Source organism: Segatella albensis DSM 11370 = JCM 12258 (assembly GCF_000426565.1).
In the GTDB taxonomy this organism is placed as follows: Bacteria; Bacteroidota; Bacteroidia; order Bacteroidales; family Bacteroidaceae; genus Prevotella; species Prevotella albensis.
On sequence record NZ_AUFP01000001.1, the window covers coordinates 223,194 to 248,833 of the forward strand.

General features: G+C 40.2%; 20 protein-coding genes. 7 read left to right on the forward strand and 13 right to left on the reverse strand.

Features of this window, described 5'->3' with window-relative positions:
• The first annotated feature begins 100 nt into the window (after positions 1-100).
• Complete coding sequence (locus K333_RS0101030) at positions 101-2,089, forward strand: helix-hairpin-helix domain-containing protein (RefSeq protein ID WP_161624542.1); 1,989 nt, start codon at positions 101-103, stop codon at positions 2,087-2,089.
• Here the strand turns inward: K333_RS0101030 and nrdG are convergent.
• Entirely contained in the window at positions 2,086-2,559 is a 474-nt protein-coding gene (gene nrdG / locus K333_RS0101035) for an anaerobic ribonucleoside-triphosphate reductase activating protein (protein ID WP_024989507.1), read from the reverse strand. The two genes, K333_RS0101030 and nrdG, sit on opposite strands and share 4 nt — an antisense overlap.
• On the reverse strand, positions 2,552-4,699 hold the full coding sequence (gene nrdD, locus K333_RS0101040; protein WP_024989508.1) for an anaerobic ribonucleoside-triphosphate reductase: 2,148 nt from the start codon (positions 4,697-4,699) through the stop codon (positions 2,552-2,554). The genes nrdG and nrdD overlap by 8 nt, the downstream gene beginning before the upstream one ends.
• Positions 4,700-5,079: 380 nt before the next feature.
• Between nrdD and K333_RS0101045 the strand changes: the two genes are divergently transcribed.
• Positions 5,080-6,909 (forward strand): LTA synthase family protein, encoded by a 1,830-nt coding sequence (locus tag K333_RS0101045; protein ID WP_081657172.1) that lies wholly within the window; start codon positions 5,080-5,082, stop codon positions 6,907-6,909.
• A 16-nt stretch (positions 6,910-6,925) separates the two neighbouring features.
• On the opposite strand, the gene K333_RS0101050 is transcribed toward K333_RS0101045, so the two are convergent.
• Positions 6,926-7,708, reverse strand: a complete 783-nt coding sequence (locus K333_RS0101050; protein WP_024989510.1) for a polysaccharide deacetylase family protein — start codon at positions 7,706-7,708, stop codon at positions 6,926-6,928.
• A gap of 158 nt (positions 7,709-7,866) precedes the next feature.
• Between K333_RS0101050 and K333_RS0101055 the strand changes: the two genes are divergently transcribed.
• Genes K333_RS0101055 through K333_RS0101065 form a run of 3 tightly spaced genes read left to right on the forward strand, consistent with a single transcriptional unit; the run spans position 7,867 to position 10,488 of the window.
• Positions 7,867-8,316: a GtrA family protein gene (locus K333_RS0101055; RefSeq protein WP_051230824.1), complete on the forward strand. Its 450-nt coding sequence runs from the start codon at positions 7,867-7,869 to the stop codon at positions 8,314-8,316.
• Positions 8,309-9,259: a glycosyltransferase family 2 protein gene (locus K333_RS0101060; protein WP_024989511.1), complete on the forward strand. Its 951-nt coding sequence runs from the start codon at positions 8,309-8,311 to the stop codon at positions 9,257-9,259. Before K333_RS0101055 ends, K333_RS0101060 begins: the two co-directional genes overlap by 8 nt.
• A 23-nt stretch (positions 9,260-9,282) precedes the next feature.
• Complete coding sequence (locus K333_RS0101065) at positions 9,283-10,488, forward strand: glycosyltransferase family 87 protein (RefSeq protein ID WP_373276994.1); 1,206 nt, start codon at positions 9,283-9,285, stop codon at positions 10,486-10,488.
• Between the two features lie 180 nt (positions 10,489-10,668).
• Here the strand turns inward: K333_RS0101065 and K333_RS0101070 are convergent, their stop codons facing one another.
• The 10 genes from K333_RS0101070 to K333_RS0101115 form a co-directional block, all read right to left on the reverse strand.
• Positions 10,669-11,808, reverse strand: coding sequence for a glycosyltransferase family 4 protein (locus K333_RS0101070; protein ID WP_404827989.1), 1,140 nt, complete (start codon positions 11,806-11,808; stop codon positions 10,669-10,671).
• Positions 11,809-11,819: 11 nt separating this feature from the next.
• Positions 11,820-12,515 (reverse strand): CatB-related O-acetyltransferase, encoded by a 696-nt coding sequence (locus tag K333_RS0101075; RefSeq protein ID WP_024989513.1) that lies wholly within the window; start codon positions 12,513-12,515, stop codon positions 11,820-11,822.
• A gap of 4 nt (positions 12,516-12,519) precedes the next feature.
• A complete protein-coding gene (locus K333_RS0101080; RefSeq protein ID WP_024989514.1) occupies positions 12,520-13,323 on the reverse strand; it encodes a DUF5672 family protein in 804 nt (267 codons plus the stop codon).
• Positions 13,324-13,333: 10 nt separating this feature from the next.
• On the reverse strand, positions 13,334-14,284 hold the full coding sequence (locus K333_RS0101085) for a lysophospholipid acyltransferase family protein (protein ID WP_024989515.1): 951 nt from the start codon (positions 14,282-14,284) through the stop codon (positions 13,334-13,336).
• A complete protein-coding gene (locus tag K333_RS0101090; protein WP_024989516.1) occupies positions 14,281-15,273 on the reverse strand; it encodes a glycosyl transferase family 90 in 993 nt (330 codons plus the stop codon). Before K333_RS0101090 ends, K333_RS0101085 begins: the two co-directional genes overlap by 4 nt.
• Before the next feature lie 5 nt (positions 15,274-15,278).
• On the reverse strand, positions 15,279-17,273 hold the full coding sequence (locus K333_RS0101095) for an LTA synthase family protein (protein ID WP_027452232.1): 1,995 nt from the start codon (positions 17,271-17,273) through the stop codon (positions 15,279-15,281).
• Positions 17,274-17,285: 12 nt separating this feature from the next.
• Positions 17,286-19,127 (reverse strand): ABC transporter ATP-binding protein, encoded by a 1,842-nt coding sequence (locus tag K333_RS0101100; protein WP_024989517.1) that lies wholly within the window; start codon positions 19,125-19,127, stop codon positions 17,286-17,288.
• 51 nt (positions 19,128-19,178) lie between these two features.
• Positions 19,179-20,513, reverse strand: coding sequence for a tRNA (N6-isopentenyl adenosine(37)-C2)-methylthiotransferase MiaB (gene miaB / locus K333_RS0101105; protein WP_024989518.1), 1,335 nt, complete (start codon positions 20,511-20,513; stop codon positions 19,179-19,181).
• Between the two features lie 82 nt (positions 20,514-20,595).
• Complete coding sequence (locus K333_RS0101110; RefSeq protein WP_036886017.1) at positions 20,596-21,552, reverse strand: phosphatase PAP2 family protein; 957 nt, start codon at positions 21,550-21,552, stop codon at positions 20,596-20,598.
• A 17-nt stretch (positions 21,553-21,569) separates the two neighbouring features.
• The gene (locus K333_RS0101115) at positions 21,570-22,565 is read right to left on the reverse strand and encodes an NAD-dependent epimerase/dehydratase family protein (protein ID WP_024989520.1); all 996 of its coding nucleotides are present in this window, start codon (positions 22,563-22,565) and stop codon (positions 21,570-21,572) included.
• A gap of 77 nt (positions 22,566-22,642) precedes the next feature.
• On the opposite strand from K333_RS0101115, the gene rnr reads away from it, so the two are divergent.
• Positions 22,643-24,856, forward strand: a complete 2,214-nt coding sequence (gene rnr / locus K333_RS0101120; protein WP_024989521.1) for a ribonuclease R — start codon at positions 22,643-22,645, stop codon at positions 24,854-24,856.
• A 223-nt stretch (positions 24,857-25,079) separates the two neighbouring features.
• Positions 25,080-25,628, forward strand: coding sequence for a chromate transporter (locus K333_RS0101125; RefSeq protein WP_024989522.1), 549 nt, complete (start codon positions 25,080-25,082; stop codon positions 25,626-25,628).
• The last annotated feature ends 12 nt before the right edge of the window (positions 25,629-25,640 follow it).

The window sequence follows — 25,640 nt, forward strand, 5'->3', positions numbered from 1 at the left end:
GTAATTATTTTCCATAATCGCATACAACTTTTATTTTTTATTCTTTATTTTCGTCATTTCACAGTACCTTTGTATCGTAATGAGAAAGAAAATAGCTTTAATGATAATTATTGCTGTAGAATTTCTTTCTCCTATTCATCTAATCGCACAACAACGACAACCATGGGAGGAATATCTACAACAACTTAGTGAGACGGAAGACTTTGAGTCGGTGTCATGGGAGGATTACTATGACTTTCTTTCCGATTTAACTACTCACCCTATGAATATCAACACCGCGACAAGAGAGGATTTGGAACAGTTACCTTTTCTCACAGCTCAACAGGTGGAAGATATTCTTGCTTATCTCTATCAATATGGAGAGATGAGAACGATCAATGAATTGGCCATGATTGGCAGTTTGGACTATCCTCAACGTAAACTCTTGGAATATTTCGTCTACGCAGGACATATAGAAGATAAACAGTTTCCTTCGTTTAGGAAGATTATGCAATATGGACATCATGAGGTAACAGCAAATATCAACATACCATTTTATCGCAGGAAAGGAGACTCTTCTATATACCGAGGATATCCCTATAAACATGGAATACGCTATAATTTCAGATTCAGCGATTTGGTAAGATTTGGAATTATGGGGGCACAAGATGCCGGAGAACCCTTTTTCGCAGATTGCAACCGATGGGGATACGACTATTATTCTTTCTATCTACAGATACAGAAACTCGGTAAACTCAAAAATCTTACCCTTGGAAGATATCATCTACAATTCGGGGCAGGACTGATCATGAATAATAGTTTTGGACTAGGAAAAATCATCGCATTAACGAATCTAGGACATACTACTCATGCGATACATGTTCATTCCTCACGTAGCGAAGCAAATTATTTACAAGGTGCAACAGCGACGGTAGAACCACTTCATAACCTTAACATCACGGGTTTTTTATCTTATCGTAACATTGATGCTAGTTTCAATCAAGATGACCAATCTATCAAGGCTATCATAAAAACAGGCTACCATCGCACCTCAAAGGAAATACTACAGAAACAAAATGCTACAGAAAGTCTCGTTGGAGGAAACATCAATTATTTCTGGAACGGATTTCATATCGGGACAACAGGGTTTCTCACTGGATTCAATCATCCTTATCACCCTGGCAGGAATGCACTATACCAACATTTCATGCCATATGGTCAGCGTTTTTGGAATGCAAGCATCGACTATGGTTATGTCAATCATAGTCTCACGCTACAAGGAGAAACGGCTACGAACAACAGACATGGTATAGCAACATTGGACATGGTTTCATGGCAAATAAACAACAGCTTATCCTTGTTGGCTCTATATCGTTTCTACTCTCACAAATACTATTCTTTCTTCAGCAACAGTTTTTCAGAAGGAGGAAACATACAAGATGAGAAAGGACTTTATACAGGAATCAACTGGAGGCCTATTCCACATCTTAGTCTCATGGAATATACTGATATTGTATATTTTATATGGCCTAAATATGGTGCCAGTAAGGTCGGTTCACATGCTTTCGACCAATTCTTCTCTGCCAGTTACCAACTACAGAAATGGAACTTTGATGTCAGATATCGAATAAAATGGCGAGAGAAGGACAATCAGAAGAAAACAAAACTGGTATATGAGAATATTCAACGCTGTAGAATTGCAGTAAAATATCAGGATACCATTTGGTATTCTTGTACTTCACTGAACATAAACCATTATCAGAAGGAAAGTAATAGTACTACTGGATATATGGTTTCTGAATCGCTGAGATGGAACTATAAACAATTACAATCTGCCATCATCCTAGGATATTTCCATACACCCGACTACCATACGCGCATATACACCTTCGAGCCAGGCATGCTTTACGACATGGGATTCAACAACTACTATGGCAGAGGGATAAGATATGCACTATATCTACATACTAACATCGGGAAATCTGTGACGCTCACAACAAAAATAGGCACGACCGATTATTTCGACCGTGCCCAAATATCCAGTTCTTACCAACAAATCAATCATAGTTCCAAAACAGATATGGAAATGCAGATTCGTTGGAGATTTTAGTCTTTCTTTCGCCAAAATCGGGATGTAATATCGCTGAATTCATCTCCTGACACACGTTTATACAAACGTTGATTAGTTGTCATATCCTTCAAACAACCTAGATGCTTAATATATGGCCCAACCTTGATATAATCAAAGTTGCTCTTGCATATCGACGTAGAAACATGAGTTCTTCCACTATACCATCCCACCTTATATTGTGGATGTTCACGATGTAGATAAACAGCTAAATCATTAACAGCCTTAGGTTCTGCATCACCACCCATAAAACAAATACAAGTAATCTCGTCTTCATACTTCTGTATGAACTGTTCGAGAACCATTGGAGTAAGTGGTTCACCAATATCCTGCCACAGATAACTACTATGGCAGCCAGGACAATGACAAGGGCAATTCGATATATTTATCGATAATGTCATCTCGTCGGGTATCTCCTGGAAGACTATTCCTGTATTTACGTATTTAAGCATTCTTCTTAACGTCTATTGTTGGAACTGCTATGGCTGCTGACTGATATTTTTCATTGCCTGCATAGTAACGGCGATGTGCTTCTTTCTGACGAGCCTCAGAGAAGTTGCTTACTCGTTTCAGATAACCGATAATACGAGTAAGATAGTCAACATTCTTACTATGGCAGCAAGGGCACTCTTTAAGATATCTCTTATCGATATGACCACATTCATTACATACTGTGTTAGGAATATTGTAGGTAAAGTAGTTACATCCCTCCTTGGCAGCTACACGGAAAAGTTGACGATACTGAGCCTGACTCAGATGCTCTTCAAGGTTCATATGAAGAGCAGAACCACCTGTAAGATGCTCGATATACGGAGTACCATGCAACTTAAACTTATCGACAATATCCAAAGAGTCGTCCTCTACAACATAGAAGTAACTATTATAACAATCACGAGGAACGAAATAGCCATCCTCACGATCCCATTTAGCATGCTTAACACCTACGTTCTCGGCAGGAATCATCTCGCAATTGAACATCACTTCCTTAGAACGATACTGTTTGTTATACTTTTCGATAAGAGAAAGAATGCCCTGTACAAAATGCTTATAGTCATCATTAGGAGTTATCGTAAGTCCCATAAACTCGGCAGCCTCAACAAGACCATTGATACCTATGGTGAGATACTGGCGATTGATATTGATATATCCGGCATCGAACAATGGCAACATACCATGAGCCTGAAGAGCCTTCAGATTCTCGTTGTAGGCCAACTGTACCTTATGACAGAGATCTATGACATGAGCGAGATATTCCTTATAATCCTGCTGATGGTTCACAGCATATTGTACACAACGATTCAAATTGATGGTAAGTACACTCTTGGAACCTGTGCTCACACCACCAGCACCAAGTGTATAACTAAATCCATTATCCTGAATTTCATTGCGTAGACGACAACAACTAGACAGCGAATCTGCATTATCACTCAGATAGGTAAAGAAACTGTGGCCTTCAGAATACATTTTCGCAGCAAAATCGCCCCATTCCTTATCCTTACAATCACCATTCTCCGTAAGCATCGCCATAGTTTCTACAGGGAAGGTAAGAACCGTCTTGGTACGCTCCTCATTAAACCATACCATAAAGCGCTTCTGCAACCAGTTCAAACCATCCCAATCTGGTTGTGAACCATCAGGGAAATAAAAGTTACCGAAAAGAGAATCAAAATAGTAGCGATCATAGTAGCTGATATTCCAGAATACAGCCTGATAGTTACGAGCTCCTGTCGGTTGGTTCAAAGAATAGACAATCTGTTCGAAACAATCTGTGATGACCTTGTCGATGGTACGCTTCTTCAAGCTCATGTCAACGACTTCATCCGGGTGTTTCCAATAATCCTTGCCATATTCCAACTCAATGAAATAATTCATATACATCAAGAACTCTGGGGTGGCACATGCACCGGCAAGCATACTACTTACCATAAACACCATATTGATAAAACCGCCACAGAATGATTTAAGGTTGGTTGGAGCCGTAGAATTTCCGCCAATACTTGTCGTACCTCCTATCAACCATGGATACATGGTAATAGAGGCGCAATAGTTGGCTAAATTTGTTTCATCGTTCTTATATATAAAATGGTGTGTCAAACATTCGATATATTCGTCTGCCAATTCCTTACCATACATCTTTTTTATACGGTCGGTAAGTAGACGACGATTCAAACGGATGAATCCTGCCTTTGGCAATTCACCGATTAAAGTTGCTATATTTTTATGCTCAACATTTGCATTTGCGTCAAACTTTGAACCCGTTGCGGCATTGTCAGCTTCCATGTAGTCTGACAAAAATTTCATTTTCTCAATCGTATCACGATCCTCAGAATGCTGTTGACGATAGATAATGAAACTCTTTGCAACCTTATAATAACCTTCCTTCATCAAGGCCGTCTCTACCTGGTTCTGGATATCCTCTACCTTGATACCGTCGCAGAGGTCTAAGTTGCTGATTATCTTGGAGATAATGCCAAGATTAGCAGGTTCCTTAACAGACTCAAATGCCTTGATAATAGCATTCATTATTTTGTCTAAAGAAAAGCGCTCTTTTGAGCCATCTCGTTTCGTGATTGCGAAGTCTTTCATTTCCATATCGAGCAGTTTATTATTATTTTTGGATAAGTTTTATCATTTTAAAATTAAAAAAGTTTTCCGTTTTGGGAAACTTTTGTAATACTTAGGGTTACCAAGTTTACCATTTTATACGAAAGCAAAATTAGTAAAAATATCAATTAGTTGTATACTTCAGATGCTACATTTTAGAAATTTTAAAGATTGCAAGAATACCATTTTCAAGTGCTAATATTCAATTTTATTAACAGTTAAATTATCTAATTTCCTAATATATAGAGACTCACGTAAAAGAAGATTTTGACAAATATCTGAGCACGAATTATAAACCCAAGAAATTATTCGTTTTTCTTAATAAGAATAACTAACTTTGCGGGCGTATAGAACAACGGTTCAACATTATGGGTATAATTCGTAGACATTTCATCAGAATACAGATTTTAAAATTCATCATTACATATCTGACTTTCGTAACACTTTACGTAATACAGAAACCTTTCTTTATGGCTATCTATTGCCGTGATATTGCCAGTAAGGCAGATTGGCTCCGAGTCGTCTATCACGGACTGTCGATAGATTTTACGATGGCCGGTTATCTCATGATCATTCCCGCATTACTACTTATCGCAGAGGTTTGGAAGGAAGGAAATACCACCCATCACATCAGACGAATATACAATATTCTAGCCTCTACTATCATCATCGTAACTTTCTTTCTGAATATCATTCTCTATAAATTCTGGGGATTTCCTCTAGATTCTACTCCCGTATTCTATTTCTTGTCATCCCCTATAGACGCCATAGCGAGTGTAAGTATCGGCGTCACAATTGCTGGTATCATCGCTACCATCGGTATGATTTATGTTACGAGCAACATTCTACAATGTGTTCACAAACTTCTCGACATTCCGGCCATCAGCAGCAAGAAGATTGCCATCACCACCACTATTATATTAACCGTGATGACAGCATTTCTCTTCATCCCTATACGTGGTGGAATTACCGCTTCCACCCAGAATACAGGAAGTGCATATTTCAGTAATGAAATGAAATTGAACCATGCTGCCGTGAATCCAACATTCAGTTTACTGGAGAGCATCACCAAAGACAACGACTTTGCTAACCAGTATCGTTTCATGGACGACAAAAAAGCCGGGGAGATTGTTAGTGGAATGATAAGTACCAGCGATAAGGATACCGAGATGTTGCTCAAGGAGAAACGCCCAGATATATACATTATTATATTAGAAAGCTTTTCTGATGCTGTGATGAAAACAGGCGTCACGCCTCATCTCAAAGCATTATGCCATGAGGGTGTTTACTTTGAAAACATGTACGCGAACAGTTTCCGAACGGATCGTGGTACATTGGCTATTCTGAGTGGTTATCCGGCTCAACCAACGATGAGTTTGATGAAATATCCCAAGAAGACTAACAAACTGCCTTCCATCGGTAAAAAGTTGTCACAACGAGGATACAATCTGAGATATTTCTATGGTGGAGACGCAGACTTCACCAATATGCGTTCCTATATGGTTAGCATGGATTTTACAGATATCACCAGTAATACCAGTTTCCCAATAAACGAACAGATTTGCAAATGGGGTGTACCCGATCATTTTTTATTTCAACGCGTACAACAGAATCTAAAGGCGAAAGACAAGAAACCACGTCTTTGGGTGATACAGACAAGTAGTTCGCACGAACCTTTCGATGTACCTTATCACAAACTTAACGATAAGGTTTTGAACGCTTTCAACTATACCGACAGTTGCATCGGGAAGTTCATCAACAAACTTAAAGGAAGTGACAGATGGAACAGATCTCTCGTAATTCTTATCCCGGACCATCTCGGATGCTTCCCGGAAAATATCGACAATTTCAGCATCAGTAGATATCAAATACCAATGGTTTGGTTAGGTGGCGCTATCAAAGCCCCTAAACAGATTAAGACATACGGATCGCAACAGGATATAGCGGCAACTCTTCTAGGACAGATGGGTATCGCACATCATGACATGAAATTCAGCAAGAACATGTTGTCCCCACAAGTTCCGCATTTTGCATTCTTTACTGTTCCTGATGCTTGGGGAATGAACCAGAATGGTAATTATCTGATATTCAACAATAAGAATAAAAAGGTTGTTGTTAGTAAAGGGGAAAGTAAGAAACTAGTACAGAAGGGTAAAGCATACCTTCAGAAATTGTATGACGACATCGCTGTAAGGTAAACGCCCAATATCCATTTTATTTGGATATCCGGCGCTTAACAAACTCCGAGAACGTCACAAATTCTTGATTTCTACTTTTCAACATCTTCACTAAGCGGTCAAGACGGTTGACCATCTCATTTCCGCTATGGTTCTTGATGATAAGCGGAATCTTATATTCTGGGTGCTCTTTCAACTGATAGAATTCCCATGGATGAAAATAAGTGACGAAATATCCATCATGACGGAGCACACGATTTACGAACCAATGGTAAAGTCTTTCTGGGAAATTGTGCAGAGCCAACCAGAATAAAGGAATACGAAAACATGGGGTGACAGACGCAGGAATTTCCATGACTTTACCACGCATAAACCAAGTACGAGGTGTATTGAGATGCATATATCTTCCTGGGATAAAAGCAGGATTCAGCGATGAGTTATACACATAACCAGCCTTCTCGATATCCTCATCAGACACCGGAAACATTCGGGGCTGTCGATAGCCATAAGTCTTCACCCCACTCACGCGTTCTACAATCTCTTTAGAACGATAGACATCATCTACTCTTGGAATCCAATGATCTACGCCATGACAGGCTATCTCATGACCTTCTCGCTTGATACGTTCGATAACCTCAGGAGCATTCTCTGCAAAGTTACCCGTACAAAAGAATGTGGCATGTACTTGATTCTGTTTTAAGACATCCAAGATTTTATTTGTACCATATACAGACACCTTCATTCCTTCTTCCAAGGAAATCTCTACACCATGTTCACGGGGTACCTCAAACTCTTCTGTATCAAAACTTAATAGTATCATTTTCTTTCTTCGAAATTTAAATTCGGAGGCAAAAGTACAAAAAAATCCATGATCATACATTGTAATATAAAGAATTTACTCTTTTTATCGACATTTCGTAATAAAAACGTTATCTTTGCAAAACGATAAGAAGCATACAACCGAAAAGAAAAAACCAGATGATCTCCAAGATTATATTTTTATTTAAAGACCAATCTTTTTTAAAATTCATAATAGTAGGTGTTATCAATACTATTATCGGACTGGCTATCATGTTTTCATGCTACAACTTATTTCATTTCGGTTATTGGCTATCCACAGCACTAGACTATGTTATCGCCAGCATCATCAGCTATTTTCTGAACAAAAACTATACATTTAAATATAAGGAAGATGACGGCTATTCGTTTATTCGATTTGTCGTGAATATCGCTATCTGTTATTTCATTGCTTTCAGCATAGCCCGACCAATAGTAAGATGGTGCCTGTTGCTATTAGACTTTGCTTTCAGCAAGGCATTCCTCGAAAACATCGCTATGCTTGCAGGTAGCGGATTCTTTACCGTCCTCAACTATCTAGGACAAAGATTCTTTGCCTTCAAGAAAAAAAACTTAAAAGACGATGAATAAGAAACTGGTTTCACTTGTCATTCCGTGCTATAACGAAGAAGCTTCGTTATCGGCATTATACGGTGTATTAAAAGAGTTGACTGAGCAACATCAACAATATGAATGGGAGATTCTATTGATCAATGATGGAAGTTCTGACAAAACTATGGAACTGATACACCAGCTGCATCAGGAAGACCCAAGGGTTTCGTTCATCGATCTTTCTCGCAATTTCGGTAAGGAGAACGCTCTTTTGGCAGGATTCGATTATGCCAGCGGCGACTGCATCATTATCATGGATGCCGACCTACAGCATCCTGTATCGGCAATTCCTAAGATGTTGGAGAAATGGGAAGAAGGATTTGATGATGTATATGGCAAGAGACTGTCTCGAGGTAAAGAGTCGTGGATAAGGAGAAACTGTTCGTTACTCTTCTATAAACTGTTACAGAAATCTGCCAGATATGATATTCTCCCTAATGTCGGAGACTTCAGACTCTTAGACAGAAAGTGCATCGATGAACTCAAAAGACTAAGGGAATCGGAAAGATATACCAAGGGTATGTATGCTTGGATAGGATTCAACAAAACCTATGTGGAATTTGAAACACAACCTCGCATAGCCGGTGAGAGTCACATGAGCTATCGTTCTCTGATGCATCTTGCCGTTGATGGTATCACGAGCTTTAGTGTAGCTCCTCTGAAATGGGCAGCATACTTAGGGATCCTGGTCTCTATATTGGCTTTCATCTTCATGACATACACATTAATACACACATGGCTCTATGGAGATCCTGTGGCTGGATATCCAACCCTGATGACAACAATTCTATTCTTGAGTGGCGTACAACTGATTGCTTTAGGGGTGATGGGGGAATATCTTGGCAAAATATTCATTGAATCGAAAAACCGTCCCGTTTATGTCATCAAGGAGGCTTTCACCAAAAAGCATAGTCAGAAATAATATATTTTCAATTCATATTAAGAATGAGAGAAAAACTCGATATCGCATATCAAAAGATCAATATGTTCTGTATGCGCCCTTTCTTCAAAGAAAGGAAAACCACTCTATTCCTTTGGATCATCCTTGCTCTTATAGGCATGCTGAAACTATCCAAAGATAACAACTTCAAGGTCTTCCGAGGGGTATTTTGGCATACCGTCAATGGCACATCTCTTTATGCAGCATATCCTAAAGAATATTTTGATTACAACTATTATGGTCCTATATTCTCAATGGTTGTTGCCCCATTTGCATTACTCCCCGAATGGGCAGGTCTCTTGTTTTGGCTTGTTTTTCTGTCTATGTGGCTCTACTGGGTTATCAGGAAGTCAACCTTAACCGATCATCAAAAGAACTTTATCTATTGGTTTTGCGCACCTATCCTTCTGGATGCGCTCTTCATGCAGCAGTTCAACGTGGCTATTGCGGCCATCATCGTCTCTTCATTCTTCCTAATCGAAAAAGAGAAAGACGGATGGGCCGCCTTGTTCATTGTATTGGGTACCATGACCAAGATCTATGGAGTCATGGGACTAGCCTTCTTTTTCTTCTCGAAACATAAGGGTAGATTTATTCTCTCATTGGTATTTTGGACTTCTATATTATTCGTCTTACCAATGCTTATCAGTAGTCCGGAATATGTTATCCAACAATATCAAGACTGGCTACCAAGTTTGGTCAATAAGAATGGGCTGAATACAGACTCCATCTATCAGAATGTATCTCTACTAGGCATGGCACGTAGAATCAGCGGCAACGATTCCTATTCCGACCTATGGCTTGTTATTCCTGGAATGGTAATGTTCTTGTTGCCTTACTTAAGATTCAAACAAATCAAGAATCTCTCCTTCCGTGAAACGATACTTGCTTCCACCCTCATGTTCACCATACTTTTCAGTACAGGTAGTGAGTCGAGCGGATATATCATTGCGATGACTGGAATATGCATCTGGTATACAGTATCTCCCTGGAAACGTAGCAGATGGGACCTTGCCTTGATGGTACTCGCGTTTATCATCGCGGGGATGGGCAATAGTGATATATTACCTAGAATTGTGAGAAAGGGACTCATCCAACCATACGCCTTACGTGCTCTCCCTGTAAGTATCGTATGGTTCAAATTGTGCTATGAACTCTATACTAAAGACTATGTTCGGTTATCTCATAACGACATAGATAATGTTAACTAATAAATGATTTGATCTTTTCTGGTATTATTTCATGTATGACGTTCGACGCACAAGTGTGCGACGGCCGTCGCACAACTATACCACGACCGTCGCACACTTGTACCACGGCCGTGGTACATCGAACGCACATAAATACATCCAACAACAGAACTTCGATTATGAAGGAAATAATATATCCTCCTACTCGTCATTCATTGTTTTATCGTACTCCTCCATCATCTGATTTGCTAGATTACTATTCTCAAATCGTTGAATGTATTCCTGACTTTTTCTGACACGTATTTCTTTCTCTTCTGATGCTTTTTGGATAGCATCAGCCATAGCTTTCTCATCATCTGGGTCGACATATAAGCTATCAGGACCTCCAGCCTCTTCTAGACAACTGCCTGTACATGCCACGACAGGCAATCCAGACTGGATAGCCTCTATGATCGGAATACCAAATCCTTCATAACGAGATGGATATACAAAGACTTCTGCTAGATGATAAATGGCCGGTAAATCTTCGTTGGAAACTCCGTGAAGGATATGTACACGCGAAGTCAACTGATGCTTCTTTGCATATTCCATCACCTGATCTGTATACTTAGTATGCTTTCCTACAATAACGATGGATATATCTTCAGGAAGTTTACAGAGTGCCTTAACAGCCAAAAGAACGTTCTTACGGGCCTCTATAGAACCAACATTAAGTATATATCTATCTGGTAATGCATACTTTTCTTTTACACGCTTTAAGATCTCCTCTTCCACCGAAGTTCTAAAACGATTACTACAACCTTGATAAACAACATCAATTTTGTCTTCTGGGAAATTTCCATAATATAAAATATCCCGTTTTGTGCATTCACTAATCGCAATAATTCTTGTAGCCTCTTTTAATGTACGCAGAAACTTACGACGATAGATCTGAACATCTATCCAATGGTAAAACTCAGGATGACGCAGGAAGATAAGGTCATGGATGGTAACAAGTCCTCTGATACCTTCCTTCTTCAATCCTTTAGGCAGTTCACCGGAAAGTCCGTGAAAGACATCCACATGATCGCGTTTCAGGTCTTTGACGATACCTTTATTGCGCCACATATCTTTCTGAATACGGAAATGAATATGCTCAGGATATACAAAGCGGACACCATCTGAAAGTTTCATCTGACGACTCAAATCATCATATCCGGAATCCGGTGTATACAGAAGCATCTCCTTGGGATGTTCCACCTGAGTCAAGGCATTGACTAGGTTTCGTCCATAACTGCCCAGTCCCGTTCGATTTCGAACAATACGCTTGGCATCATATCCTATAATATAATCTGTTTTCAATTTTCTAATCTTTATTGTTTATCAATATTCTGTGTAGAAGAAGCTTTGAGTGCTTCTATATCTGTCAATAATTTCCAGTTTTCGCGAAGCCAGTCTTCTGATTCGTCCCACCATTTGCGATGTAACAGGAATTTGATCGTTTCCTTATCGTATCGATAACCGATAACACGAGCCGGTACCCCTCCAACAATAGCATAAGGCTCTACATCATGTGTTACGACTGCACGGGCAAGCACCACGGCTCCATCGCCAATATGAATTCCTCCTACCAAGAATGCTCCCTCACCTATCCAACAGTCGTTACCAATTTGTACATCTATACTATTATCATCATCAACTCTCCTAAAGAATTTCATGGCATCTTCAGACGCAAAGGTCAACTTTTTCTTGCGATGAGAATCAAAAAAGAAAGGTGACGTTGATGCAAACGGAGCTTTATAAGAATGTATTCCAGGATTACAAATCACATGAGGAGCTATACTAGAAAATCGACCTATCTGAGCAGATAAATTACAATTCTTTTCGAGATAGGAACCAAGTCCAAGAGAACCTTTAAAAACAGTATACTCTCCTATAACGTTTCTCCCCTCAAAATAACTTCCATGCTTCACATGGGCACCAAATTCCACCTTACAGACGCCTCGATAACGAAGTTTCTGACTCCAGAAATCTATGAGTTGATATAAAAAGGTATTCTTGATATTCATCTTTTTAGTTTGATAAACAGTCGATATATGACTTCCAGAACTCACGACGTTTAGGTTGATGAAATCCATGAACAGCCATTGGCAGTTGATAATTATTCTGCTTAGAACATACCTGAGGCTTAATATCAAAAGAGAATTTCAAGGCTTCATGAGCACTCGGGGTCTTCAATTCTTTAGGAATCAAAGACCAAAATACATCTTCATTATAGAGATCACATGACTTTGAATTGAAATAGGAAATCTCCTTACTATATTTGAAACAAGCATTATAGAAAGGTCTTACTCTTCGTAATGAGAACCCGCCATTTCCTATACGCCCAAACATCTGACAATGGAGATTCTTTCTTTTTGGCTTAAAGAAGAGTTTTAATTCCAAATACTGTTTCAAAGGAAAATAAGTATATCTCTCTCGTTTTGGCCAAGGAGAAGCTATATGATCATATCCTTGATTACACCAAAAATCTAATTCATCACGGAATACCCAAGCATCAACATGACAGATAAGCATATATTCATATGCTAAAAATAGACTATAGAAGTCGGCAGAAAGCATCATCTCGTTATACCCGGCAATACCACGTTTGGTACCAAGCCAACGATCGGAGACTGTGACTTCGCCAACTTGTGGAAACTGTGACTTAAGATTAGTGATATCCAATCCTTTAGGTTTCAAAAAGACTGTTGGATATTTAGCCAACACTTTCAGATTATTCTTTAGTGCTGACATCTCATAGTCTTTCAATACAGATTGATATATCGGAATAACTATAACAACCTTCTTACAACCTTCTTTTACCTGATACTGCATAAAAATAAAGTTATGACAAATTCTTTCGCATGATTACCTTACCATTATCATCGACATAGTAATAACGGTTGAATTCTTCACGTGTTCTCTTCCAACGATTATGACTCCAAAGATAAATCTCTGGCTGTCGGAGTATCGTCTTCTCTAATTCGTGGAAATAGATATCGGTAAGTTCGTAATCCGGAATATCCTTAGTATCTCTACGAATTACCTTCATCTCACAATTATAATAGCCTCGTCTTACACGCGTGACATCGCCATAGACAAAGGCTTGTCCTGTATGCTTCACGATTCTCTCGGCTCCCGTAAGCACTGGGGTATCGTGATGAAGGAAATCGAGCCAGTGGTGGATATTCCACCATAGAGGTACCTGATCTGATATATATCCGACAACCAGAGGTTTCCCCTCACGTCTGAACTGTATGATCTTACGCAAGGACTCTTGCATCGGAATACAGAGCGCACCTTGGCGCTCACGAACATACTTAAAGAGTCTGTCGAAATATTCGTTCTCCAACGGATGATATAGTTGGCAACACAAAGCATCCGGTGTCCAAAGAGGCATCGCTGTAATCCATTCCCAATTGCCTAGATGACCTAGATAGACCCCTAACGACTGACCTTCGGATAATGCTTTGTTGAACTCCTCCATACCCGTAAAAGTCATACGTTTACGGAGTTCATCCTGACTCATCGTCATCAACTTGATAGTTTCCACGAGATAATCACAGAAATAATGATAGAACCCTCTTTGTATCTCTTTCAGTTCTTGATCTGTCTTTTCCGGAAAGGATGTCTTCAGATTATTCCAGATTACCTTATGCCGATATCTCACGACATCGGCAACCAACAAGCACAGTATATCTGAGATGATATACAATACCCGTAATGGTAACAATGACATCAGATACCAAAATCCATAAGCTATGGTATATAATAAGAAACTAAGACTCTTTTTCATGAATTTGTTATATCAAAATATTTTTTTAGAACTAGATAAGATATCAGATGCTCTCGTTTGCGATCTCTAAACTGATCTACATATTCGTGTGCATGACGAATGATTGCTTCTGCCTCTTCCGGATGATCAATATAATAGGCCAACCGTTCTTTTAAATCAGAATAATCTGATTTGATCTCTATATAGTGATAGTTAGGGATCAGTTTGCCTTCCATAAACCAACTCTCACAGGTGGGCCTTGGCATAACCGCTATCGAATTAGATGACATCACCCATTTCAGATTACTAGCGACATCATTGCCTTCCAAAGACATGATAAACTTATAATCAAGATGTTCGCCTATCGTCATCTTCTCGGAATACCATTCCGGGCATTGCTTATCAAGTACACCAATATCCACCATCGGGTCTCCAAAATAACGTTTGACGAACTCATAGCGATTACGTTTGAAGGCATCTACCTGTCCATCTTGACCAATAAGTCCACGGAAGATAGCCACATTTTTTTTCTCGATCCACTTTTTCTTGTCATGCACGAACAGAAAATGACGTACCTTATCAAGTTTCATCAAAACTGAATTACAGGTATCTTTTCCCAAAGGACGGGTCTTGACAACTGCAGGGACATCCGGAACATAATTAACATCACCTGCCAACAGGCACCAGCGATTGGAAAGAGGGAAACTCTTTGCATAACGATAAGAATCCAAGAAATACACCTTCGGATGTACTATCGGCTGTTCTCTCAGCGTCAAAGATTTCTCTGCAAAAGTTCTCTTATCAAAAGAATCCTGAGTGAGTTGGTTATAATAGTTTACTCGCTCTAAGATATACTCCTTGTCTAATCGCTTTTCCAAAGAACATAAGGCATGACGATATTGCCATACCTTCAACCAATGGGGTTTCCGAATAGACCAAAATGACTCGATATAGTATTTCAGTTTGGAATTCTTTCCACTATGGAATATATAACTCAGCCTTGCACCCATACTCTTCACTTTTTCGTAGGCATCAATTTATCATGCACCATGCGATACATGTATTGATAAATCATAGCCTTAAGTTCCGTTTCCATTTTCTTTTGTTCAGGCACCTTACCTACGAGGTTATGCTGCATCAGAAGGTCAGTAAGTTTATACATTGCTTTGGTTTTCTTGCCATCAAACTGCATGACATAACCATATTTCACATACTGATAGATACCATTAAGATAGTTTACAGCCCATGTTTCCCGTGCAGGAGTACGAAGTAAGTCGGCACCAAAGGCCATATAGGTATGAGGATAACCTATATAGTTGAGTAATGTCGGCATGATATCTATCTGCTGAGCGATACCGTCTACACGTTGAGCCTTGATTTCACCCGATGGATCATAGATGATAATAGGAGAACAGAAGCCACCAATATCCGTCTTATACTGTTCATGATCACTCTGGTTTGTATGATCGCTGGTAATCACGAAAATGGTATTCTTAAACCATTTTTGTTTACTTGCAGACTTGAAGAACTTACCAATAGCCATATCAGTATAACGGATACATTTCTGGATAGGAAGATGCTCTTCTTTATATACATTCTTATATTTATCGGGAACAACGAACGGATCATGACTAGATACGGTAAAGATAGCCGTCATGAAAGGTTCTTTCATTTCTCCCATCTTCGTGCAATAATACTGCATGAACGGTTCATCCCAGATTCCCCAGTTGCCGTCAAAGTCTTTATCACCACCAAAACGGGCATCTTCATCATAGTCTTGTCGACCATAATAGTTCTGGAATCCTATCTTGTTGGCAAAAGCAAGGAATCCCATAGACCCTCTGTTTGCGCCATGGAAGAAAGCTGTCTGATAGCCCCACTTGCTCAACAGTCCTGGAATACCGGTATAGGTATTCATGGATGCTGGTGTAAGGATAAAAGGTTCTCCAAATCGCGGAATACTACAGAGCACGGATGGCATACCGTCGATACTCTTTCTACCATTACAAAATGAATAGCGATATACCAAACTCTTCTCTATAATCTTATCTACATTTGGGGTATAACCTTTGTATTTACCACCAAAAAAGTCCTTGTTGAAGCCACCGATATACTCACGTCCAAAACTTTCTACAATTAGAATCACAATATTCTTCTTATGTAGTTTTGTAGGTTCTGCATCTACCATCGAGTTCAGATATTCTTCCTTGTGAATAGGTTGATAGATTTGTGCAGAAGCCTGAAGTGACTGATAGTAATCAGGAACTACAAAGTCTGATTTGCCTATTGTACGGATTAGGGCAAAAGGCGTATTCAGTACAATAGCACAATCTGTCGGGCGCTCAACATATTCGTTGGCATTGCTGATTGTGATGGGACGAACACCGGACTGTAATCCTCCACGACAACCACCAATGGTAAGGACAACAGCAATGGCAAGACAAGCAAAAAGTTTACCGGTATATATCCATCGACTCTTTGCGGTGGTATAATCCTTGGCTTCCGTACGAGGCATCACGTAGAGTTTCCATGCCAGATAGACCACAAAGGCAAAGACAACGACAAGATACCAATGGGTAAATGTATTGTTGAGAATGATTCCTGCTATATTGTTCTCATGATCAAACTCTTGGAATACAGAAGTTGTGGTACGACGAAGTGTAAACGGAAAATATACAGAATCAGCAAGATTGATAGCTAACGTAATCGCATTAACGATGATGAAAACCCATTTACATACCCTATGATATATCTTGGTTTCCTTCTGCCAAAGAGGAAACAGCATCATCAGAAGATAAAGAGCGTTGGTGTAAAGGATCGCTGTTGTATCAAACATAAATCCGCCCTTAAGCCAATGGCTGAGCGGAGTAGATGCAAATCCTTCTATGAAATAACTGTAGTTTACACAAAAATAAGTAACCCTGGCTATAAAATAAATAGCATAAGCCAGGATTAAATTCAAAATCAATGCTACTGGCGAACCAAAAGTTGATTTGAGAATACGTTTCATTCTATACCTATTTTATACTTGCTGCATATCATGCAGTTTCTTGTAATATCCATCCTTTGCTATCAGATCGTCATGTGAACCACGCTCTACAATGACACCTTCATGCAACACACAAATTTCATCAGCATTCTTGATGGTACTCAGTCGATGGGCTACAGCCACGGTGGTACGTGTCTTCATCAGATGAGTGAGTGCATCCTGTACCAATCGCTCACTCTCTGTGTCTAGAGCAGAAGTTGCTTCATCAAGGATAAGGATAGGAGGATTCTTCAGGATGGCACGTGCAATACTTACACGTTGACGCTGACCACCTGACAGACGACCTCCCCGATCTCCGATATTTGTATCAAAGCCATGTTCCGATTCCATAATAAACTCATAAGCATTAGCAATCTTGGCTGCATTGATGATTTCTTCATCCGTAGCCTCTTCATTACCAAATCGGATATTATTCTTAAAAGAGTCATTGAAGAGAATTGCTTCCTGGTTGACATTACCTATCAAGGAACGGAGGTCGTGAATACCTAAGTCTTTCACATTAATACCATCTATGAGCACTTCTCCTTCCTGTACATCATAATAGCGTGGTATCAAATCTACCAATGTCGACTTACCAGAACCGCTTTGCCCTACCAATGCTACCATTTTACCTTTTGGTATCGTGAGATTAATATCCTTAAGCACATACTTCAGTTCGGCAGTCTGACTATCAGTATAGGCAAAACTAACATGACGAAACTCTATCTGATGTTCAAAACTTGTGATATGCTTAGCGTCCGGCTTCTCCTGTATTTCTATCTCTGCCTTAAGGATTTTATCAATTCTGTCGATACTGGCAAGACCCTTCGGAATATTGTAACTGGCTTTGGAGAATTCCTTCAATGGTGCTATGATACTATAGAGCATCACTAGATAGTAAATGAATATCGGACCGTCAAGGGCATCATAACGTAACACAAGGATACCACCAACCCACAAGACTACGATAATCATGATGGTGCCCAAGAATTCGCTCATCGGATGAGCCATCTGCTGACGAATGTTCACTTTCATGATATTGTCACGATAGGAGGTGTTGATCTTATCAAAACGGGCATTCATCTTATCTTCTGCACAGAAAGCCTTGATGATGCGCAGACCTCCAAGGGTTTCTTCTACTTGACTCATGGTATCACTCCACAAAGTTTGTGCAAAGGTACTCTGTGCCTTCAACTTTCTGCCGACAAATCCCATGAACCAACCGAAAATTGGTACAAAGATAATGGTAAACAATGTCAGTTGCCAACTGATAGCCAACAGGGTTCCGAAATAGATAATGATAAGAACAGGATTCTTGAATAGCATATCAATACTCGACATGATGCTGTTTTCTACTTCCTGTACATCACCACTCATTCTGGCAATGATATCGCCCTTGCGCTCTTCACTGAAAAATTCCAAAGACAAAGAGGTTATCTTCTGATACAGTTGGTTACGGATATCACGGACCACACCTGTACGGATCGGAATGATCGTGGCAGAAGAAAGAAAATATGCTGCCGTTTTCAGAAATGTCATGAAAGCAAGGAACATACCAATAATCAAAAGTGTTGTGGTAGCTCCATAATCTATCATCAATTCCTGTACATAATAAGAAAGGTTGTTCTGCAATACCTCTTTATCAAATGCCCATGGCATCAAATCATTAACACGCAATCCACCATCTACCTCGAAAAGGATCTGGAGAATCGGAACCAAAGCCATAAACGAGAAGATATTAAGTATGGCTGATAATATATTAAAAAAGATCGAAAATGCCAAATACTTCTTATAAGGAGGCACAAATCGACGTAATACTTGCAGAAATTCCTTCATAACGATGCAAAGATAGTATTTCTATACAAACCCTCAAAGGGTTTTCTGTTTTTATTTTACTTCTTCGCCAAAGAGGGTTGCCGATGATGAACCGGTAATACGAACTTTGACAAAATCACCAACATGATGATTTCCCTTGTTGATGACGACAGCTTTATTCTGTTCTGTGCGTCCCATGAGTTGCTCACGACTGCGCTTACTGAATCGTTCGATAAGGATGACGAATTCTTTACCTTCATCTTTCTTATTCTGTTCAGCACTTATCTCTGTCTGTAGCTTGATTAGTTCATTGAGTCGACGGATCTTCTCATCCTCTGATACGTTATCAGGTAAATGCTTGGCAGCATAGGTACCAGGACGCTCGCTGTATTTGAACATAAAGGCACTATCATATCCCACCTCGCGAACCAACGACAAGGTTTTCTGGAAATCTTCTTCGGTCTCATCATGATAACCTACAAAGATATCAGTGGTAATACCGCAACCTGGGATAATTCGGCGGATAGCCTCTACCTTACTCAGATAATCCTCACGCGTATATTTACGATTCATCAACTTCAATATCTTGTTGCTTCCACTCTGTGCAGGGAAATGGATGTGGTTACAGAGATTTGGCTCATCGGCAATGGCATGCAAGATGTCTTCGCTCATATCCTCAGGATTAGAGGTTGTAAAGCGCACACGCATATCAGGCACAGCTTCGGCAACCAAACGGAGAAGTTCTGCAAATGATGTTCCATTCTCAGGACGCTTACCGTTCGGTAACAATCCGTAAGAGTTGACATTCTGACCTAATAAGGTTACTTCTTTGAATCCTTTATCGTGCAAATCGCGTACCTCGGCAAGAATACTCTCTACATCACGACTACGTTCACGACCACGAGTATAAGGTACAATACAATAGTGACAGAAGTTATTGCAACCACGCATGATGCTTACAAAACCACTCACACGATTGCCGCCAATACGCTGAGGAATTATATTGCGATAAGTTTCAGTGGTAGAAAGCTCTACATTCTCCGCATTATGTCCCATCTCACATTGAGCAATCATATCAGGAAGGTTCAAGTAAGAATCCGGTCCACATACCAGATTGGCATGATGGTTATTGATTAAATCGTCTTTAACACGCTCGGCCATACACCCAAGCACACCCAAGATCAACTTGCGACCCTTCTTCTGCTCTGCATGAAGAGTATCAAGACGATGATAAATCTTATTCTCTGCATTTTCTCGTATACTGCAAGTGTTCAAGAATACAGCATCAGCCTCATCTTCATTCTCGCAAACTTCATAATCGGCCATCTTCATCACAGAAGCAACAACCTCACTGTCAGCAACATTCATCTGACAGCCATAAGTCTCTATATATAATTTCTTACTCATATGTTCATAAACATTTTAGGGTGCAAAGTTACTGAAAATAAATGATTTACACAAATTACCCCCTATTTTTCCAACTTTTGGATTAGTGTTTTAGTGGTTTAGACACCAACAGAAGTGCATAATAGATAATAAACGCACTAATAAGACCTGCAATAGCATCTACGGCATAATGTGCCTGAATGTAGACCGTAGCCATACAGAGGAATACATAGAAAGGCAATAAGACATAGACGAGTCGGCGATTCTTACTATGCAAAGCCAAAAGCATACATATTGTGCTCACACCGACATGTGAACTTGGAAAAGCTGCCGTAGGACGTTCTCCCGCATTCTTTGCATCCTCCACCAACTGATAGAAGAATCCGTCCTGATAACCCGGTGACACAAGACAGTCTTGGGTATGACTGAAATAGTCACCAAGTGACGGGAATATACCATGCGCAATATCATTCACTCCTACTGCATCGTAATAGAATGTAGGACCTGCTACCGGGAAGAAGATAAATATCACATAATATATAAAGAAAGAAGCGAGGATGATAAACGAACAACGCTCAAACTCCTGATAACGACAAAAGAAGTAGAACAATGCCACTACTGCTATCATCGGATAATACATCACATATCCCATATCCATGAGCTCACTTATTATCGCCCAATGGAAATTCTTGGCAAATACCAGTGCTGGTTGGAATCCAAAAAGGCTCTGTTCCCACCCCGCCACAATATGGTCTAGATTAGGGAACATACGATTTATCTCATAAGTATCCGGATACCACCATGCCAGTAACCCCATTTGTACACCCACACGTACCAACAACGTAAACCTACAAGGGAGCATACGATACACGCCCCATACCGCAACTGTCATGAAGAGCACTCTCAATCGTCCCCAAAGCATAGCCTGAGGATTTTCAATACGTGTATAAGTAAAGGCCATGATGGCCAAAGTAAAGAACAGATATGCCAGTACCACCCACTCTAGGGCTAACAATCCTTTCTTAGGATTCTTGGTAATTTTGAAAATATCTTTCAACATGCTTTTTATCTATATAATTACAACCAATGATTCTCCTTATACCATTCCATAGACAGATGTACACCTTGCTCCAAGTCATATTGAGGATGATATCCGAGTTCATCTACAGCCGGTTCTATATCGCACCGCCAGTTACGTTGTTTCAATATATTATATTTATCATTGTTCAGAGCCGAAATCTTACCTGTCATTCTACCGATATACTCACCGAAGAAGGTAACCACACGAAGTACCCATACCGGTGCCTTGATGCGAATCCACCAAGGGCATCCAAGTTCTTCGTGTATCAAATTACTGAAAGTCTCACTCTGGTATACCTCACCATCACTCAGGAAGTATTTGCGTCCATCCTTTCCATGGTCTAGTGCTAGGAATACAGCCTGTACCACATCCTGAACATACACAAAGGTGATATCCTGGCGTTTGAAACCCACCGAGAAATCAGTATGCTGCTTGATACTCTTTGCCATCAAGAAATAATCTCGTTCGCGAGGGCCATAGACACCTGTCGGACGAAGCACAATATACGGGAAATTGTTTCCAATAGAATCCAAGAACTTCTCGGCAGCCAGTTTACTCTTACCATAAGCCGTATTCGGACGAGGAATATCCCCCTCCGTAATCTCTTGATAAGGTTGCTTTTCCTTGATAGCGCCAAAGATACTCAGAGAACTTAAATAGACAAATCTTTTGATTGGAATTTTAAGTTTCAGAATTGCATGAACAAGGTTCTTTGTACCTTCTGTGTTCACACGGAAGAAATCTTCATGATGCAAGCATTTTGTAACACCAGCAGCATGAACAATATAATCAAAATCGTGACCCTCCAATTCTTTCAACAGGTCGGTTTCTGATGAGAGATTGAGTTCAATAAAATGTATGCGCTTATCCTGCAAGTACTTACGAGAGCTAGACTTACGTACCGCTGCCCAGGTCTCCATACCTTGTCGTAAAGCCTCTTCTACGATATAGCTACCGATAAAGCCGGATGCGCCTGTAATTAGAATTTTCATTAAAAATAATATAATTCGCTTGCAAAGATACAAATATTTTTGTTACTTTGCCCATAAAATATAAAAAACACATATCTATGGGAAAAGGAAAGAAAGGTGGAAAACGAATGTCGAAGAAACTGTTGAGTGAGAAATTGGAAAATTTCTTCGCATCTCAACCTGGCAAAGTTTTCTCATTTAAAGAGATATTCAAAGCACTCAAGCTAAACACTCATCCCCTGAAGATGCTTGCCATTGACACCATGGAAGAAATGGCATGGGATGATTTTCTGAAAAGAGTCAGCGATAACAGTTATCAACTTAACCAGTCTGGTCAGGTACAGAAAGGAACATTTGTTCGTAAGGCGAATGGTAAGAACTCTGTGATTCCTGAGGGCAGCGACCAACCGATCTTTGTTTCTGAACGTAACTCTATGGGAGCTCTCAGCGGAGATAAGGTAGAATTCACCTTTCTTGCGCGCCGTCGCAATCATATTCGTGAAGCGCAAGTCAACCAAGTACTCCAGCGTGCCAAAGACACTTTTGTCGGTCGCCTGAAGGTAGATAAGGAACTAGCTTATCTGGTAACCCAAGGTGATACCTTTGCTCACAACATTATCATTCCTAGACGCAAGCTGAAAGGAGGAAAAATGGATGATAAGGCTATCGTGAAGGTCATAGAATGGCCTGACGGTGAGGTAAAGAGTCCTATCGGTGAGGTTGTGGACATTTTAGGACAAACCGGTGACAACGATGTAGAGATGAACACCATTCTCGCTCAGTATGGTCTACCTTACAAATATCCAAAGGCTGTAGAGGATGCTGCCAACAAGATTACAGGAGAGATTACCGAACAAGACCTGAAGGAACGTGAAGACTTCCGCGATACATGGACTTGTACCATCGACCCGAAGGATGCTAAAGACTTTGATGATGCTTTATCGTTCAAGAAGTTAGATAATGGACTCTATCAGGTAGGTGTTCACATTGCTGACGTCAGTCATTATGTGAAAGAAGGCGACATCATCGACCGTGAGGCTCAAAAGCGTGCCACAAGTATCTATCTTGTCGACCGCACCATTCCTATGCTCCCAGAGCATCTTTGCAACTTTGTATGTAGTCTTCGCCCTAACGAGGAGAAGTTAGCCTTCAGCGTCATATTCGACTTGAATGAAAATGGCGATGTTAAGAAATACAGAATCGTGCATTGTGTCATCAAGAGCGATCGCCGATATGCTTATGAAGAGGTACAACAGATTCTAGAAGACAATGGTGTGATTGACGGCACCGGCGAACCTGCTCCTGCAGCTCCTAAGGAAGGATACAAAGGAGATTATGCCGACAATCTGATTATGCTTGACCGTCTGGCCAAAAAGCTCCGTGCCAAGAGATTTAAAGATGGTTCCGTGAAGTTCGACTCTGAAGAGTTGCACTTTGAAGTTGATGAGAAAGGAAAGCCAATACGCTGTTTCTTCAAACGGTCAAAGGATGCCAACAAACTTGTTGAGGAGTTTATGCTTCTTGCCAACAGAACCGTTGCCGAGGATGTTGGTAAGGTGAAGAAAGGTAAAAAGGCTAAGACCCTGCCTTATCGTATTCACGACAATCCAGACCCTCAGAAGTTGGAAACATTGCGCCAGTTCATCGTGAAGTTCGGTTACAAACTGAAGAGCACCAGTACTATGGGAGCGACGGCTCGCGCTCTGAACAAATTGATGGACGACTGCGAGGAAAAGCCAGAGCAGAAGATGATACAGACCGTTGCTCTTAGAGCAATGATGAAGGCGAAATATAGTGTTCACAACATCGGTCACTTCGGTTTGGCCTTCGAATACTACACCCATTTTACCTCTCCTATCCGAAGATATCCGGATACGATGGTTCATCGTTTGATCACCCGTTATCAGCAAGGTGGAAGAAGTGCCAACGAAAAATATTACGAGAAACTTTGCGAACATAGCAGTGACATGGAGTTAATAGCCCAGAGTGCCGAACGCGACTCTATAAAATATAAGATGGTAGAGTTTATGGGCGACAAGATAGGCAACGAATATCCTGCTCACATCAGTGGTATCACCAGTTTCGGTATCTATGCCGAGATTGACGAGAATCATTGTGAAGGTATGATTCCTATGCGTGACCTTGACGACGACTATTATGAGTTCGATGAGCGCAACTTCTGTCTTGTAGGACGCCGTCACCATCACAAATATCAGCTAGGTGATGCTGTCCGAATTAAGGTTGCCAAAGCCAATCTGGAGAAGAAGCAACTTGATTTTACGATCATAGAACAAGAAAAGAAGAAACGATAACTCTTCTCGGTGAGATATTCATATGAGTCCCATGAAGTCTATATATACAAAAAATAGATTTCATGGGATTCATGTTTGTAGATATCTCTATGAGAGAATTCTAATCACTACTTATAATAATTTAATGCGATATACAAATAAGAATAAAGAAAAAAGCACTACCTTTGCAGCGGAATAAGAATGAGGTAAAAGACATTGATAAAGAAACTAAACAAAAAGAAATATGTTATTAAAATTTTTCTTAACCTGTAATAAGATTGGAGCTTTCACCTTAGGAGGAGGATACGCTATGATTCCAATCATGGAACAGGAGTTTGTAGACAAGAACCATTGGATGGAACGACAAGAATTCATGGATATCATGGTAGTGGCACAAACCACCCCAGGTATATTTTCAATAGATATGGCCAGCCATATCGGATATAAGATGAAAGGCGTCTGGGGCGGCATCGTCGGTGCTATTGGCATAGCCTTACCTTCTATCATCATGATTCTGCTCATTGCCATGTTCTTCCATACTTTCAAGGATAACATTTATGTTGCTAAGTTTTTCCGCGGAGCTCGTCCTGCAGTAGTGGCTCTCATCGCAGCACCCTGTTTCAAGATGGCCAAGACAGCCAACATCAACCGATACAACTGTTGGATTCCCATCGTCTGCTGTCTGCTAATAGCAGCTATGGGCGTATCACCAATTTGGATTATCATTGCAGCCGGAATATCAGGATTCCTCTATGGCAAATACAAGAGAAAGAGAAACAATATAAAAGACTAAAAAGCAAGACAG